11 protein-coding genes and 3 rRNA genes are annotated in these 15,902 nt (G+C 47.6%); 13 read left to right on the top strand and 1 reads right to left on the bottom strand.

Translation table 11 applies throughout. The features are described 5' to 3' along the window. Window positions 1-210: 210 nt before the first annotated feature. The 5 genes from ACR1R9_RS27275 (at window position 211) to ACR1R9_RS27255 (ending at window position 7,522) form a co-directional block, all read left to right on the top strand. Complete coding sequence (locus ACR1R9_RS27275; protein WP_433922275.1) at window positions 211-1,329, top strand: HD-GYP domain-containing protein; 1,119 nt, start codon at window positions 211-213, stop codon at window positions 1,327-1,329. A 545-nt stretch (window positions 1,330-1,874) separates the two neighbouring features. After that, a 16S ribosomal RNA gene (locus ACR1R9_RS27270) occupies window positions 1,875-3,426 on the top strand. A 247-nt stretch (window positions 3,427-3,673) separates the two neighbouring features. After that, window positions 3,674-6,598 (top strand): 23S ribosomal RNA (locus ACR1R9_RS27265). 79 nt (window positions 6,599-6,677) lie between these two features. Further along, window positions 6,678-6,794 (top strand): 5S ribosomal RNA (rrf, locus tag ACR1R9_RS27260). The 16S, 23S and 5S rRNA genes sit together here, the layout of an rRNA operon. Window positions 6,795-7,084: 290 nt before the next feature. Next, complete coding sequence (locus ACR1R9_RS27255; protein WP_076292105.1) at window positions 7,085-7,522, top strand: hypothetical protein; 438 nt, start codon at window positions 7,085-7,087, stop codon at window positions 7,520-7,522. 648 nt (window positions 7,523-8,170) lie between these two features. Here the strand turns inward: ACR1R9_RS27255 and ACR1R9_RS27250 are convergent. After that, window positions 8,171-8,695: a hypothetical protein gene (locus tag ACR1R9_RS27250; protein WP_063568461.1), complete on the bottom strand. Its 525-nt coding sequence runs from the start codon at window positions 8,693-8,695 to the stop codon at window positions 8,171-8,173. A 596-nt stretch (window positions 8,696-9,291) separates the two neighbouring features. Between ACR1R9_RS27250 and ACR1R9_RS27245 the strand changes: the two genes are divergently transcribed. The 8 genes from ACR1R9_RS27245 (at window position 9,292) to holB (ending at window position 15,807) form a co-directional block, all read left to right on the top strand. Then, complete coding sequence (locus ACR1R9_RS27245) at window positions 9,292-9,477, top strand: sigma factor G inhibitor Gin (RefSeq protein WP_024633689.1); 186 nt, start codon at window positions 9,292-9,294, stop codon at window positions 9,475-9,477. 342 nt (window positions 9,478-9,819) lie between these two features. Then, a complete protein-coding gene (locus ACR1R9_RS27240; RefSeq protein WP_433922276.1) occupies window positions 9,820-11,649 on the top strand; it encodes an aminotransferase class I/II-fold pyridoxal phosphate-dependent enzyme in 1,830 nt (609 codons plus the stop codon). Window positions 11,650-11,743: 94 nt separating this feature from the next. Further along, window positions 11,744-12,172, top strand: a complete 429-nt coding sequence (locus ACR1R9_RS27235) for a CidA/LrgA family protein (protein ID WP_083679149.1) — start codon at window positions 11,744-11,746, stop codon at window positions 12,170-12,172. Then, the gene (locus tag ACR1R9_RS27230) at window positions 12,142-12,834 is read left to right on the top strand and encodes an LrgB family protein (RefSeq protein WP_076292107.1); all 693 of its coding nucleotides are present in this window, start codon (window positions 12,142-12,144) and stop codon (window positions 12,832-12,834) included. The genes ACR1R9_RS27235 and ACR1R9_RS27230 overlap by 31 nt, the downstream gene beginning before the upstream one ends. 243 nt (window positions 12,835-13,077) lie before the next feature. Then, window positions 13,078-13,725, top strand: coding sequence for a dTMP kinase (gene tmk, locus ACR1R9_RS27225; protein WP_326066196.1), 648 nt, complete (start codon window positions 13,078-13,080; stop codon window positions 13,723-13,725). Between the two features lie 62 nt (window positions 13,726-13,787). After that, the gene (locus ACR1R9_RS27220) at window positions 13,788-14,117 is read left to right on the top strand and encodes a cyclic-di-AMP receptor (protein WP_017691391.1); all 330 of its coding nucleotides are present in this window, start codon (window positions 13,788-13,790) and stop codon (window positions 14,115-14,117) included. A 265-nt stretch (window positions 14,118-14,382) separates the two neighbouring features. Beyond that, on the top strand, window positions 14,383-14,826 hold the full coding sequence (locus tag ACR1R9_RS27215) for a YaaR family protein (protein WP_024633694.1): 444 nt from the start codon (window positions 14,383-14,385) through the stop codon (window positions 14,824-14,826). Between the two features lie 9 nt (window positions 14,827-14,835). After that, window positions 14,836-15,807 carry a DNA polymerase III subunit delta' gene (gene holB, locus ACR1R9_RS27210; protein ID WP_063567539.1) on the top strand — a complete coding sequence of 324 codons (972 nt, stop codon included), beginning with the start codon at window positions 14,836-14,838 and terminating at the stop codon, window positions 15,805-15,807. The last annotated feature ends 95 nt before the right edge of the window (window positions 15,808-15,902 follow it).

Genomic DNA, 15,902 nt, shown 5'->3' with positions numbered 1-15,902 from the left:
TTTCTATAACGAAAATCATTTCATGATTTCAATGAAATTGGAGGGCTCCCATATGGGGGCCCTTTGTTATTTTCACGGCTCCAGGACCATTCTCCTCGAAATCTGGGATGTACAGCCTGATTTTTGAGTAATATAATGGGAATTAACGTGAAAAACCGGGACTATGGTCTTGATATCATTATAGAAGAACGATGAGTGAGGGGAATAAACATGGGATTAATCACCCTGTCTGAAGTCAAACCAGGACTTAAACTGGGAAATGACGTACAAACACTTCGTGGCAATGTTCTGTTTCAGAAGGGCAAAGTCATTCTGCCTAAAGATGTGGAAGTACTCAGAGCCTTTATGATTCATCAAGTGGACATCGAGCAAGAAAGAACAGGGACAAGCAGCTCAGGTTCTAAAGCTTCATCCGCCTCTTCAGTCCATGCAGCTAATGAGAAGAACGGAGAACGGGCAGGGAAAGGCAGCAGCGCAGTCTCAGCACCCGCAGTACCGTCTCTGCATGAAGAGTATGAAAAGATGGTGGGACTGACCAAAAATGCTTTCCTATCCTCCTTGGCGGCTGAATTACCTGTATATGAGTTGCGTACACAGTTGGAAGCTTTGTTTGTTCATCTTAAACAGTATAATGTGCTTACCTTCAGTCCACGAGTGATGCAGGAACATGATTATGTGTATCATCATGCCGTCTTGAGTGCCATTACGTCTTATCAGTTGGCCCAGTGGATTGATCTTCCGTCCAAAGACTGGATGCAGGTAGCTTTTGCAGGATTGTTCCATGATATTGGTAATAACAAAGTAGATCCACAGATTCTCCATAAACCCTCTACGTTAACTGCGTCAGAGCAGGCTGAGATCCGACAGCATACGAAATATGGCTACCAGGTACTGAAACAGGCGAAGGCCATCAATGAGGGAGCTAGACTTGCAGCATTGCAGCATCATGAAAAAGTGGATGGGTCGGGTTACCCGCTGCAGCTCAGCGGCACGCAGATTCATATCTATGCCAAAATTGTAGCTATCGCTGATATCTTCCACGCTATGACTCTGGAAAAGATCTATCGTAAGGCACAGTCACCGTACCTGGTACTTGAACAAATTCAGAGTGAGGCTTTTGGCAAATTGGATCCTGCTATCGTGAATGTATTCGTCCAGCGTTCCACACAGATCCATAACGGTATCCGAGTGAAGCTCAGCAATAATCAAATTGGTGAGATTATATTCTCAGATCGGGATCATCCTACACGGCCGATGGTATCAGTAGAAGGAACAATCATCAATCTGAGGCAGCAAAGGCAGCTACATATCCAGGAAGTCATTGGGTAACTAAATTTTCAATTCATATATAAGAACAGGGCCTTTCCAATATGGAAAGGCTTTTTTATTAAACTTAAAGTAGAGTATGAGATTAGCATGTATAGGTGGAGAGATATTCTTACGAAATTAAGCAGAGTAATGTATACAGGATCAGGCTTATATGGGAGCCATATTAGAGGGAGTGTAGAAAGAAATAACTTTATTGAAAATAAAGCTTGCAATCGAAATCTGTACATGGTATATTATAATTCCGGCCAAGAAAACACGAGAAACACGGTGCGGCAAGCGAAACAAATAAGCTTCGAAAGAAACTTAAAAAAAAGAGCTTGCAAAGTTGGTTCGGATATGATAAGATATAAAAGTTGCTGAGGTGAACAACACACAGCGATGAAACAAGCTTGATCTTTGAAAACTGAACAACGAGTGAGTAAACATTCTGCTTGCAGAATGAACGCGAAAGTTTGAGACAAGCCTTGGCTTGGGTCGACTGGAGCATAAAAAGAGATTTTTAATCTCGTCAGTTTCAAAATGAGCTTATCGCTCTTTTCAATACTTTATTGGAGAGTTTGATCCTGGCTCAGGACGAACGCTGGCGGCATGCCTAATACATGCAAGTCGAGCGGACTTGATGAGAAGCTTGCTTCTCTGATGGTTAGCGGCGGACGGGTGAGTAACACGTAGGCAACCTGCCCTCAAGCTTGGGACAACTACCGGAAACGGTAGCTAATACCGAATAGTTGTTTTCTTCTCCTGAAGAGAACTGGAAAGACGGAGCAATCTGTCACTTGGGGATGGGCCTGCGGCGCATTAGCTAGTTGGTGGGGTAACGGCTCACCAAGGCGACGATGCGTAGCCGACCTGAGAGGGTGATCGGCCACACTGGGACTGAGACACGGCCCAGACTCCTACGGGAGGCAGCAGTAGGGAATCTTCCGCAATGGGCGAAAGCCTGACGGAGCAATGCCGCGTGAGTGATGAAGGTTTTCGGATCGTAAAGCTCTGTTGCCAGGGAAGAACGCTTGGGAGAGTAACTGCTCTCAAGGTGACGGTACCTGAGAAGAAAGCCCCGGCTAACTACGTGCCAGCAGCCGCGGTAATACGTAGGGGGCAAGCGTTGTCCGGAATTATTGGGCGTAAAGCGCGCGCAGGCGGTCATTTAAGTCTGGTGTTTAATCCCGGGGCTCAACCCCGGATCGCACTGGAAACTGGGTGACTTGAGTGCAGAAGAGGAGAGTGGAATTCCACGTGTAGCGGTGAAATGCGTAGATATGTGGAGGAACACCAGTGGCGAAGGCGACTCTCTGGGCTGTAACTGACGCTGAGGCGCGAAAGCGTGGGGAGCAAACAGGATTAGATACCCTGGTAGTCCACGCCGTAAACGATGAGTGCTAGGTGTTAGGGGTTTCGATACCCTTGGTGCCGAAGTTAACACATTAAGCACTCCGCCTGGGGAGTACGGTCGCAAGACTGAAACTCAAAGGAATTGACGGGGACCCGCACAAGCAGTGGAGTATGTGGTTTAATTCGAAGCAACGCGAAGAACCTTACCAGGTCTTGACATCCCTCTGATCGGTACAGAGATGTATCTTTCCTTCGGGACAGAGGAGACAGGTGGTGCATGGTTGTCGTCAGCTCGTGTCGTGAGATGTTGGGTTAAGTCCCGCAACGAGCGCAACCCTTGATCTTAGTTGCCAGCATTTCGGATGGGCACTCTAAGGTGACTGCCGGTGACAAACCGGAGGAAGGTGGGGATGACGTCAAATCATCATGCCCCTTATGACCTGGGCTACACACGTACTACAATGGCCGGTACAACGGGCTGTGAAGCCGCGAGGTGGAACGAATCCTAAAAAGCCGGTCTCAGTTCGGATTGCAGGCTGCAACTCGCCTGCATGAAGTCGGAATTGCTAGTAATCGCGGATCAGCATGCCGCGGTGAATACGTTCCCGGGTCTTGTACACACCGCCCGTCACACCACGAGAGTTTATAACACCCGAAGTCGGTGGGGTAACCGCAAGGAGCCAGCCGCCGAAGGTGGGATAGATGATTGGGGTGAAGTCGTAACAAGGTAGCCGTATCGGAAGGTGCGGCTGGATCACCTCCTTTCTATGGAGAATCGTTTCCCGAGTGGAAACATTCAAATACAAAATCTAGCCAGGTCGGCTAGTTACTCACTCGTTGCTCAGTTTTGAGAGCTCAAACTCTCAAACAGCTTGCTTTTGCATGGAGCTTGTTCTTTGAAAACTAGATATCGAAACGAAATTTTGCGAATTAGAACATTCCTTTTTAAGCTGAACTTGTGTAAACAAGTTTCAATAAAAACGGTAGATTGCATTTGCTCATCTGAGCAATTGGTTAAGCTACTAAGAGCACACGGAGGATGCCTAGGCGCTAGGAGCCGATGAAGGACGTGGCGAACAACGAAACTGCCTCGGGGAGCTGTAAGCAAGCTTTGATCCGGGGGTGTCCGAATGGGGAAACCCAGCTGGGGTAATTTCCAGTTACTCATAACTGAATACATAGGTTATGTAGAGGCATACCAGGGGAACTGAAACATCTAAGTACCTTGAGGAAGAGAAAACAATAGTGATTCCGTCAGTAGCGGCGAGCGAACGCGGAGAAGCCCAAACCAGAGAGCTTGCTCTTTGGGGTTGTGGGACATCTCACATGGAGTTACAAAGGAACCGGTTAAACGAAGAGGTCTGGAAAGGCCCGCCAAAGAAGGTAAAAGCCCTGTACTTGAAAGTTGGTTCTCTCCGAGATGTATCCCGAGTAGTGCGGGGCACGTGAAACCCCGTATGAATCCGGCAGGACCATCTGCCAAGGCTAAATACTTCCTAGCGACCGATAGTGAAGCAGTACCGTGAGGGAAAGGTGAAAAGCACCCCGGAAGGGGAGTGAAATAGAACCTGAAACCGTGTGCTTACAAAAAGTCAGAGCCCGTTTTAGGGGTGATGGCGTGCCTTTTGTAGAATGAACCGGCGAGTTACGTTCCCGTGCAAGGTTAAGGTGAAGAGCCGGAGCCGCAGCGAAAGCGAGTCTGAATAGGGCGATGTAGTACGTGGACGTAGACCCGAAACCGGGTGATCTACCCCTGTCCAGGGTGAAGGTGCGGTAACACGCACTGGAGGCCCGAACCCACGCACGTTGAAAAGTGCGGGGATGAGGTGGGGGTAGCGGAGAAATTCCAATCGAACTCGGAGATAGCTGGTTCTCCCCGAAATAGCTTTAGGGCTAGCCTCGGAAAACAGAGTCGTGGAGGTAGAGCACTGATTGGGTGCGGGGCCCGCAAGGGTTACCAAGCTCAGTCAAACTCCGAATGCCATAGACTTACTTCCGGGAGTCAGACAGTGAGTGCTAAGATCCATTGTCAAAAGGGAAACAGCCCAGACCATCAGCTAAGGTCCCCAAGTGTGTGTTAAGTGGGAAAGGATGTGGAGTTGCACAGACAACCAGGATGTTGGCTTAGAAGCAGCCACCATTGAAAGAGTGCGTAATAGCTCACTGGTCGAGTGACTCTGCGCCGAAAATGTAACGGGGCTAAACACACCACCGAAGCTATGGCTTGATGCTTGCATCAGGGGTAGGGGAGCGTTGTATAAGGGTTGAAGGTGTACCGTAAGGAGCGCTGGACATTATACAAGTGAGAATGCCGGTATGAGTAACGAAAAGATCAGTGAGAATCTGATCCGCCGAAAGCCTAAGGGTTCCTGAGGAAGGCTCGTCCGCTCAGGGTAAGTCGGGACCTAAGGCGAGGCCGAAAGGCGTAGTCGAAGGACAACAGGTCGAAATTCCTGTACCACCGTAAGCCGTTATGAGCAATGGGGGGACGCAGCAGGGTAGTGACGCGGACTGATGGATGTCCGTCTAAGCAGTGAGGCTGATGTGTAGGCAAATCCGCACATCGTAAGGCTGGGCTGTGATGGGGAGCGAAAATTATAGTAGCGAAGGTCATGATCTCACACTGCCAAGAAAAGCCTCTAGCCAGGTGATGGTGCCCGTACCGCAAACCGACACAGGTAGGCGAGAAGAGAATTCTAAGGCGCGCGGAAGAACTCTCGTTAAGGAACTCGGCAAAATGACCCCGTAACTTCGGGAGAAGGGGTGCCCCGGTAGTGTGAATAGCACGAGGGGGCCGCAGTGAAAAGGCCCAAGCGACTGTTTAGCAAAAACACAGGTCTGTGCGAAGCCGTAAGGCGAAGTATACGGGCTGACGCCTGCCCGGTGCTGGAAGGTTAAGGGGAGCGGTTAGGAGCAATCCGAAGCTGTGAACCGAAGCCCCAGTAAACGGCGGCCGTAACTATAACGGTCCTAAGGTAGCGAAATTCCTTGTCAGGTAAATTCTGACCCGCACGAATGGCGTAACGACTTGGGCGCTGTCTCAACGAGAGATCCGGTGAAATTTTAATACCTGTGAAGATGCAGGTTACCCGCGACAAGACGGAAAGACCCCATGGAGCTTTACTGCAGCTTGATATTGAATTTGGGTACGATCTGTACAGGATAGGTGGGAGCCTTTGAAGCATGAGCGCCAGCTTGTGTGGAGGCACCGTTGGGATACCACCCTGATCGTATCTAGGTTCTAACCTGGTACCGTAATCCGGTGCGGGGACAGTGTCAGGTGGGCAGTTTGACTGGGGCGGTCGCCTCCTAAAGAGTAACGGAGGCGCCCAAAGGTTCCCTCAGAATGGTTGGAAATCATTCGAAGAGTGCAAAGGCATAAGGGAGCTTGACTGCGAGACCTACAAGTCGAGCAGGGACGAAAGTCGGGCTTAGTGATCCGGTGGTACCGCATGGAAGGGCCATCGCTCAACGGATAAAAGCTACCCTGGGGATAACAGGCTTATCTCCCCCAAGAGTCCACATCGACGGGGAGGTTTGGCACCTCGATGTCGGCTCATCGCATCCTGGGGCTGAAGTAGGTCCCAAGGGTTGGGCTGTTCGCCCATTAAAGCGGTACGCGAGCTGGGTTCAGAACGTCGTGAGACAGTTCGGTCCCTATCTGTCGTGGGCGTAGGAAATTTGAGAGGAGCTGTCCTTAGTACGAGAGGACCGGGATGGACGTACCGCTGGTGTACCAGTTGTTCCGCCAGGAGCACCGCTGGGTAGCTATGTACGGACGGGATAAGCGCTGAAAGCATCTAAGCGTGAAGCCCCCCTCAAGATGAGATTTCCCAGTATGTAAGACCCCTTGAAGACGACGAGGTAGATAGGCTGGGGGTGGAAGTGCAGCAATGCATGGAGCTGACCAGTACTAATCGGTCGAGGGCTTATCCAATATGCAAGTTGTAAATCGCGAATTTCGTTTCGGATCTAGTTTTCAGAGAATGATCTCTGAATGTAAGCTAAGCTATGCGTTTGGTGGCGATGGCGGAGGGGTTCCACACGTACCCATCCCGAACACGACCGTTAAGCCCTCTAGCGCCGATGGTACTTGGACCGCAGGGTCCTGGGAGAGTAGGACGCCGCCAAGCAAAGAACCACTGCCGATGTTATTCGGTGGTGGTTTTTATTTGTTTATAAGCAAAAATAGAGGATTAGCTTTTTGAAGATGGACTGAAATTTGGCGTTGGAAGCTGATATAAATAGAGGTTGAATTGACTTTCAAAAGAGGGTAAATGAATGCTTTAAAAAGTCTTGAAATGAAGGTAACATTTTTGTTACGGAAAACGCATTCGAAACCAGTATAATAGGACTATGTTAAATATGCTAAAAGTACCTGACCACAGAGCTGGAATGTGCAGCTGTGAAAAGGAGGGTGTGTGTGACAAGTTGGCGAAGACTAGTTCTTCATTCGTTTCTCTTGCTCGGCCTGGTAGGCGTGCTTGTAGGATGTGGTGAAGCAGGATCTGCATGGACTTCTTATGAAGGAGCGGTAAACGAGAAGGGTTTCCCGGTTCCTAAAGTGGCGAATAAATCTGACCAGTCTGAAAACAATTCGGATATGGATTATGTTCGATATACGCTATCTGGTATTAGTGAGAGCACTAGTATTCCTGAGGTGTATCTAGACGAGATTAAGAGCTGGGGTTGGACAGAAAAGCAAGCCAAGAGTACATCCAATGACTCAAGTTCCCTACGTGTATTTGCTAAAGAAGGGCATACTGTACATCTAGCTGTACATGATGGCTTCTTCACAGTAATGGTTCCGAAAAGTGAAGCTGCTCAGACGACAGTAAAATCACTTGATGATGATGACTGAATGAGTTGTGCTTTGATGTAATGGTTCGACAATTAACGGTGTAATGGTCCGTATGATAGTAAAGCTCCCGATTACTGATCGGGGGCTTTTTATATTTATTTTTGTCTGTCATGAACCATATTAGATGAGCAATGGATCGTTCGGAGTTTTTCTTTTGGCGGTGACTTAACCAGGAGCTGTAGAGAGGCAGGCTTACAGCACTCACACAGGAGACATGAGGCATAGATAGCAAAGATAGTAGGTGCCTGTAGAGGCTGGTTTCAGTCGTCTGTAGAGCAACTAAACATAGAAAAGGGGAGAAGATACCGAAGGAGCGATTATGAGCCTAATACATACTCAATATCAGAAACGGTATTCAATAAGCTAGGGAGTGACGGAACGGAAATGAATGAACTCTATTGGGGATAACCATTTTAACTATACCCATGCTGTGGATAAGGGAGAAAGGGAGGGGAAATGAATAAAGGTTATCCACTGTGGATAACCTTTAAGATTTGGAAGCATGACGCAGTAATCAAAGAAGCGTGTCGTAGGGGTGGTTGCGTCAGTTTGAATAGAAGGTATGGATGAACTTTAGCGATTATGTATTACTGGGTTCTACTATATATTGCGTGTAGGCAAGGTTATAGATAACGGTTAGAAGAACAATTATTGCAGGTAGTAGGAGACATCTTGTTCATTTAATTTGATAAGCCCGTCCTTACGTTCGCGTGACAGAACAAGTACAACATATAGACGCGGTACAAGCAGCCACAGATGCCAGAAAATCAACGATAGGGTGAAGGACAAGGGTGACCATATTAAACAGACGGTAATGATGCATAATCCAATCCAGCTCATATTGAGGTGGACCCGGACGAACATACGGTAGCTGAAATGTTGGTCTGGAATATAGCCAAACCAAGGCATTTTGAGATTCCATCGCCAACGACGTGCATAGGAGGTACGGACTAGCAGTAATATGGTTCTGGCGATGACATAATGAATCCATAGTGTGATCGGGCCTGCCAGGATAAAGTAGAAGAGGCCGGTCCAGGAGAATGCTAACAGATTAAACAAAAGCATAATTACAGGTAAAGACAGATAGCTGAAGATTACGCTGCGGGCAATGGCCTTTTTTTTCAGAAGCCGGTATTGATAAAAGGTTGCTTTATTCTCCGGTTCGGCGATCATACGATTACAAATCCTCCTTCTGGGATCACGTTCATTCATAAAAGGTATTCGTTTTCATAAATAAGGAAATGGATGACGCTGAGTTGCACATTTGAACCTTGTATGTACTCCAGATTGATGTACAAGATATGGAAGTAGAATCATTCTATACAAGTATACCTTTGAAACGACCTGGCTGTCAGGTTCTGAATGGTGATGTATTATATATCGGCTGAAAATCCAAGTTTTTTTAAGATTATAGAATATAAGTTTTTCGTAGCTGTAGAAGGAGGAGATAATTACATAAGAAATACAATGAAGTGCGGGAATGTTTCTTGTAATGGCTGTCCAAAATGATTTTCATATAATAGAAGAAATTGCAGGTCTGCGAGGTTTTAGAGACGTTATAAGGTTAAGGAGAAGGGGTAACAAATGCAGGCTGTCTCGCTGAAGTATAGAACGAATGGCCTTTTTCTTATGTTTGTTTTCGGTACAGACACCCACAGAGGGGTAAGCGAATATATATATTTTATAGAAAGAAAGCACTATGAAAAGGTTTAAAATAATAGAAACTGTGCAATACTGATAGTAATACGTAAAACAAGGTGGGATGGTTGATGGAAGGACACGCCGAACACACATGCATTATCTGCGAACAGACCAAAAGAGAAGGCATTTTTATTGTATCCGAATTTATATGTGACGCTTGCGAAGCAGAAATGGTTCATACGGATGCACAAGATGCCAAGTACAATTATTTTATTCATCAAATGAAGCAGATTTGGGTGCAAAAGAACGCATAAAGAGCGTTAAATCATATTAGTGAACATCACATTGATTTGTATCGATGTGCATAGAGGCCCTAGGGGCCTTTTTCTGTTTCTATTAGGTAAATAAGGAGGGGAAAATGGAGATGATAAGCACCCATGGGGTGACTGGATATGATGCTGCTGCATCGGTAAAAACGGTGGTTTGCACGGGTGCTGGACAATTCCTGATATAATGAAAGGAGAAGTACTTTGCCTACACGTTTTGAATACAGCAGATCGTAGGAGAGAAACAAGCGTGGAGAGGTCTAGGTAGTTAGAGAGAGAGCATTGGTACGGACCGTATCAAAATTTATGAATGTACAGGATGATTATTCAATGAAGCATAAATCAAATACCGCACCTTTATATGAAGCGTTGCTTGCGTATCGTGATTCAGGGCAGCGTTCTTTTCATGTACCTGGGCATAAGAATGGACAAGTCTATCGAAGGTTACTGGAGCAAGCGGACCAGCAGCAGTTAGATGGGGGAGCTGTTGAAATTCACCGTAATGAGGGTGAGGCAAAGGGAAAACAAAGTTCGGGACGGTCAGTACCTGTTGGGGAGGATTGCTTCAGACAAGCTGAGGAAGAGAGGTATGGCAATAAAATTCACGGGCTGACGGTTCATGCTGAGAATGAAACTGACGCATCTGCAGCAGATGTTGTACCGGTGAGTGCGTTTCTGGAGATGATGCGGCTGGATGTAACGGAAATCTCGGGGACGGACGATTTGCATCATCCAGAAGGGGTTATATTGGAGGCACAGCAGCTGGCAGCGGATTGTTTTGGAGCAGAGGAGAGCTTCTTTCTTGTCGGAGGCAGTACGTCTGGTAATTTGTCTTTGCTGCTGACCGTATGTAATGAACCTAATAGTCTTGTACTGGTACAGCGTAATGTGCATAAGTCCATCATTCATGGGTTGATGCTGGCAGGCGCAAGGGCTGTATTCCTGGAGCCATGGGTTGATCCAACGAGTGGACTTGCGGTGATGCCGTCGCTTGAGACGGTGCAGGCCGCTGTCCAAGCACATCCTGAGGCAAAGGGAGTACTTGTGACTTTGCCCAATTATTATGGCATGGGTGCTGATCTGAAGCCCATTGCTGAGGTGTGCCATGAGGCAGGCATGCCGCTGCTCGTGGATGAAGCGCACGGCGCGCATTATGGGCAGCATCCGGAGCTGCCAGCCTCCGCACTGTCATGCGGAGCAGACGGTGTGGTGCAGTCGACCCACAAGATGCTGTCTGCTTTCACCATGGGAGCCATGCTGCACGTTCAAGGACCACGGTTAAACCGGTCCTTGCTGCGTCAGCGTTTGGCCATGGTGCAAAGCTCAAGCCCATCGTACCCGGTGATGGCTTCGCTTGATCTGGCGCGCCGCCTGCTGCATACGCAGGGCGCGAATGCCTTCACGGCGGGACTTGCCGCCGTGGATGCCTTTAAGCGCGGCCTCGCGGAGCTGCCGCGCTTTCGGTTGCTGCAGCCGTGGCAGCAGCTGCAGCAAGAGCCGCCAGCCGGGACGAAGCCGGTAGCTGGCGGTAATGCCGAGGCCGCCGGTGCACCGGGGCGGCTTGAAGCTCTGCCCGCGGCGGCGTTGCCTTCAGCCGCGGGGTACACCGCTCAGGACCCGTTCAAGGCCGTCATCTATGACGGCACAGGGGTGCTGAGCGGTTATGGGCTGCAGCAGCAGCTGGAAGTGCGCGGCTGCGTGCCCGAAATGAGCGACGAACGATACGTCGTCCTGCTCTTTAGCCTGGGCTCGACGCTGCGCGATGCCGAGCACCTGTTGCAGGCTTTACAGCAAATTAGCCTTGAACAGGAGCAGAGCCAATCTCTTGGTGAGCAATCACAGCGTTTAACAAAAGAGGCTATAAATTTTATTTCCACGTGGAACAATTTTCAAGAAAGCACTCCTTTTTCGGAGCCTATCCCGTTTACGTTGCAGCCGATTATGGAGGAGGATACGACAGAGGTATCCATTGATAATTGTGTAGGTCTTCGCTCTGCGGAGATGGTCACTCCGTATCCTCCCGGTATACCCCTTGTATACGCTGGTGAACGAATAAGTGCAGCCATGATAACACGTATTAAGCTGCTGAGAGATGAAGGAGCAAGGTTTCATGGTGTATCGGATACTTCGCTGCAATCATTGAAAATCATCAGGGAATAATTGAGTTTAGAAGACACGCTTTGAATTCATGCAAAATGCTCAAACAAGTTAGGACATCATTGTTGTCTGGACATAAGAAAGAAGGGAACAAACTTTGGATATTCCGCTAAAAAAATATACGGGAATAGTCCTGCAAGTCATACTGATGTACGGTTTTTATTGGATAGGAAACCTGGTTCAGGCTGTACTGCATCTGCCGTTAACAGGAAGTATTGTCGGGATGCTGCTTCTATTCATCGTCATTCAACTGGGATGGATCAGAATAAGCTGGGGTGAAGAAGGATCATCTTGGCTTCAATCGAACTTGCAATTATTATTTATCCCTCCCACGGTGGGCATAATCAATCATTTTGATTTTTTTAGAGCCAATACCGTGCTGCTTGTTCTGGGGTTAGTCGTTAGTACATTGGTTACCTGTCTGTTGTCTGCGAAAATTAGTGAATGGCTCATGGCGTGGAGATCGACGCATCAAGGCAAGAAGGAGGCGATCTCATGCTCGCATTCATCCTCGGAATCGGAATGATTGCCTTGACCGTGGCTATATATATTCCGGCGACTCATCTATATAGAAGGTTGAAGTGGCCGATCCTTATGCCCGTCTTGACGGCAACGACTGTAATCGTACTGATTCTGGTCCTTTCCGGTATTAATCTCGATACGTACATGCTTGGTGGCAAATGGATACAGGAGTTATTGGGGCCGGCTGTAGTTTCTCTGGCATTTCCTTTGGCGAAACACCTTGATGTACTGAAACGGAATATTATCCCGATATTAGGGGGGACCTTGGGTGGAAGCATCGTTGGTATGTCCACAGGGGCCGCCATATCGCTGCTGCTCGGTTATCCGCAAGATATCGTTATCGCTTTATTGCCCAAATCCATTACGACACCTGTTGCCATTCAACTGGCTGATCAGGTGGGAGGAAATTCATCCTTCACTTCGTTATTTGTGATGATAGCCGGATTTTCGGGGATATTATTGGGACCCTTGATATTGAAATGGGCCAGAGTAAGTAGCAAAAATGCGTATGGGATCGGACTCGGCTCGGCTTCCCACGCACTGGGCATGGCAAGATCCTTTGAGTATGGAGAAAATGCGGTAGCACTGAGTTCCGTATCCATGATTGTCAGTGCTATTGCCGGCTCTGTCATGCTCCCTCTATGGGTATGGTTGATTTACGGCTGATCAGGCTATGTGCCTTAACGGAAATATTGGAGAATAGCTGACCGTTAACGCGGGATCATGTATAGTAGTTATAATAAGAAAGCTTGTACCAAACTCGAAATACTTTCAAACCAATCTATGGAGTAATTCATGAACATACACCTCTGGGCGGGTTCATTCATAGTCTGGAGTATGAGAGGATCGAGATTGTAGTTATCGCAGCACAATTAGGAGCAATTATCGATATAGAAAGCAGGGAAGCATATGCAGGGCAGAGGTAAATTCATTACGTTGGAAGGGGGAGAAGGGTCCGGCAAAACAACGATGATCAGTAAGCTAGGTTCTTATTTTGAAGAACAGGGTATACCATATGTAGTTACTCGGGAACCTGGCGGGATTGAAATTGCGGAGAAAATACGTGCCATCATTCTCAATCCTCTTCATACGGCAATGGATGCAAGAACCGAAGCGCTGCTCTATGCAGCTGCACGCAGCCAGCATCTGGCAGAGAAGGTGGAGCCTGCATTGAAGGCAGGGAAGACCGTTATCTGTGACCGATTTGTCGACAGCAGTCTGGCCTATCAAGGATACGCTCGTGGTCTTGGCATAGAAAATGTTTGGGCCATCAATCGATTTGCAATAGGTGAACTGATGCCAGATGTCACACTCTATCTGGATATCGAGCCTGAAGCAGGGCTCGCCCGCATTGATGCCCACGATGGACGTGAAGTTAACCGCCTGGATCTCGAAAGTCTGGAGTTCCACCGCAAAGTGCGTGAAGGCTATTTTCTGCTGAAGGAACAGTTTCCTGACAGGATCAAAGTCATCGATGCTTCTCAAAAGCAAGAAGAGGTCTTGGCAGCAATGATTTTGTCGCTTGAGACAGGGATTTTGAAGGATTTTGACGAGTAATTGTCTAATATATAGACAGGGCATTTCACAAGGTGCTTATTATCTGAAGGAGGTTATGCAGGATGAAACTGATTGTTGCGATTATACAGGATAAAGACAGCAACCGATTATCCAGCGCATTGGTCAAAGCAAATTTTCGGGCTACGAAATTGGCCAGTACCGGTGGATTTTTGAAGGCAGGCAACACGACGTTTATGATCGGTGTCGATGATGGTCAGGTCGAGTCCGTAATGAACGTCATTCGCAGCAGCTGTAAGGTTCGTGAACAGCTCGTGACTCCCGTCACTCCGATGAGCGGAACAACCGACTCTTACCTGCCGCTACCTGTCGAAGTTCAAGTAGGTGGAGCTACCGTGTTTGTTCTTCCGGTAGATCGATTCGAACACTTTTAATGATGCATTTCGCATAAATCCTATTGAGCGTCCTTCTTGTTATCAAGATATCGCGTTCTCTGTCCGGAAAAACTTTTCAATCAGGGAAGATTTTATTTCGGACAGAGGTTGACTAACCAACGAATAGATCCATGTGGTGATATTTAACTACTATTATATATAGAGTATGATGTAGCACATATAATAAGGTCTCCTCCATGCACAGGCGCAGCGCGCACTGTGCTGATGGTCGATTGGCCTACTAAGGTAGAAAGCAGGCGTTTCCATGAAAATCAATCCTGGATTCCGACCGATGCAGAGTGGACTCAGTTCTTCCGATTCCGGCTCCAAACCGGTTCAATCCAAAAATTTCTCTGATATGATGAATCACCAGGGTGAACGGGCATCACAGGCTGAACTTACCCGCCGATTAAGTGAAATTCAGATGCAGGGTGATCGTTTGTCACGTTCCATGACCATTCGAGAATTAAAAGCATACAAGCAGCTTGTAAAAAGATTTCTGGAGGAAACGGTCCGTCGTGGTGTGTCTATGAAAGAGACTCGAGGATGGGATCGTCGGGGAAGAGGGAAACGTTACAAGTTAATTGATGAGATTGACTCTGCCTTATTATCCATGGCTGATGAGCTTTTGGAAACAGAAGAGGGCAAGATTACGTTATTACAGCAAGTAGGAGAAATTCGGGGAATGCTTATTAATTTAAGCTTCTGAGGAGGAAGTATGTCCTTTCAACAAATTATGGGTCAGCAGGCAGCCAAGCAGATGTTACAGAGCAGTTTGAGACGTCATGCCATAAGTCATGCCTATTTGTTTAGCGGACCATCCGGCAGTGGACAGTTGCAGACGGCGATCACATTTGCCAAAGCAATATTCTGTACAGAGCTTGAAGATGATGCCTGCGGACAGTGTCTTGAATGTCGTAAGGTGGAACATGGAAATCATCCGGATCTAACCATGCTTGCACCGGATGGAAATAACATTAAAATTGATCAAATTCGGGATCTGCAGCGTATCTTTTCGTACCGTTCAGAGGCGGGGCATCCCAAAGTATATATTATTGAACAGGCTGAGAAAATGACTGTCCAAGCGGCCAACAGCTTGCTGAAGTTTCTGGAAGAACCTCAGGTACCCGCAGTAGGCATTTTGATTACGGATAATGGACAGGCTATGCTGCCCACCATTCGTTCACGCTCTCAATTGGTTCCTTTCAGTGCATTGAATCCGGAAGAGATGCTGCAATCGCTGATTGCGGAAGGGCACCCTGCCAATCTGGCTCGCTCTGCCGTCCATTTAGCGTCAGGATTGGAAGCATGTAGAGAAATTCTCCAGCAGAATTGGTTTGCAGAAATTAGAAACGTAATGTTACAATTAGGGAAGGAGTCCCTGGGTAGAGGAAGTACATCATTGATCTCTGCACAGCAGAAGCTTTTTAAAACCGGACTCTCAGAACACCTGGATACGATGCTTAGCCTGTTCCATTTATGGTTCAGGGATATGCTGTATGTCCAGTATGGTAGGCATGAACATATCGTTTTTATAGATCAGTTGGACATGCTGTCTCAGTTGGCCCATACCCGCAGCACCGAGCAGTGGGTTTCCTACATGGATATGGCCGCAGCATGCAGAAAAAAATTGCGTTTCAATGTCAATGGCCAGCTTTGTCTGGAGCAATTTTTGATCGGTTTGGCATAAGACTGGGAGAGGAAGATTTTGTTCCAATCATATGCAAACGGTTATAACTTCGGCGGGTTCCCTAAGAAGACAGGGCTTCAGACGAAGTGGGATTG

It is taken from the genome of Paenibacillus taichungensis (assembly GCF_050994985.1).
Lineage (GTDB): Bacteria > Bacillota > Bacilli > Paenibacillales > Paenibacillaceae > Paenibacillus > Paenibacillus taichungensis.
This window is presented reverse-complemented; position numbering and strand designations above follow the sequence as displayed.

Excerpts from the sequence above, each read along its gene's own strand:
- ACR1R9_RS27275 (WP_433922275.1), top strand. The coding sequence starts at position 211 with ATGGGATTAATCACCCTGTCTGAAGTCAAACCAGGACTTAAACTGGGA.
- ACR1R9_RS27250 (WP_063568461.1), bottom strand. The coding sequence starts at position 8,695 with ATGATCGCCGAACCGGAGAATAAAGCAACCTTTTATCAATACCGGCTT.
- ACR1R9_RS27245 (WP_024633689.1), top strand. The coding sequence starts at position 9,292 with ATGGAAGGACACGCCGAACACACATGCATTATCTGCGAACAGACCAAA.
- ACR1R9_RS27240 (WP_433922276.1), top strand. The coding sequence starts at position 9,820 with ATGAAGCATAAATCAAATACCGCACCTTTATATGAAGCGTTGCTTGCG.
- ACR1R9_RS27230 (WP_076292107.1), top strand. The coding sequence starts at position 12,142 with ATGCTCGCATTCATCCTCGGAATCGGAATGATTGCCTTGACCGTGGCT.
- tmk (WP_326066196.1), top strand. The coding sequence starts at position 13,078 with ATGCAGGGCAGAGGTAAATTCATTACGTTGGAAGGGGGAGAAGGGTCC.
- ACR1R9_RS27220 (WP_017691391.1), top strand. The coding sequence starts at position 13,788 with ATGAAACTGATTGTTGCGATTATACAGGATAAAGACAGCAACCGATTA.
- ACR1R9_RS27215 (WP_024633694.1), top strand. The coding sequence starts at position 14,383 with ATGAAAATCAATCCTGGATTCCGACCGATGCAGAGTGGACTCAGTTCT.
- holB (WP_063567539.1), top strand. The coding sequence starts at position 14,836 with ATGTCCTTTCAACAAATTATGGGTCAGCAGGCAGCCAAGCAGATGTTA.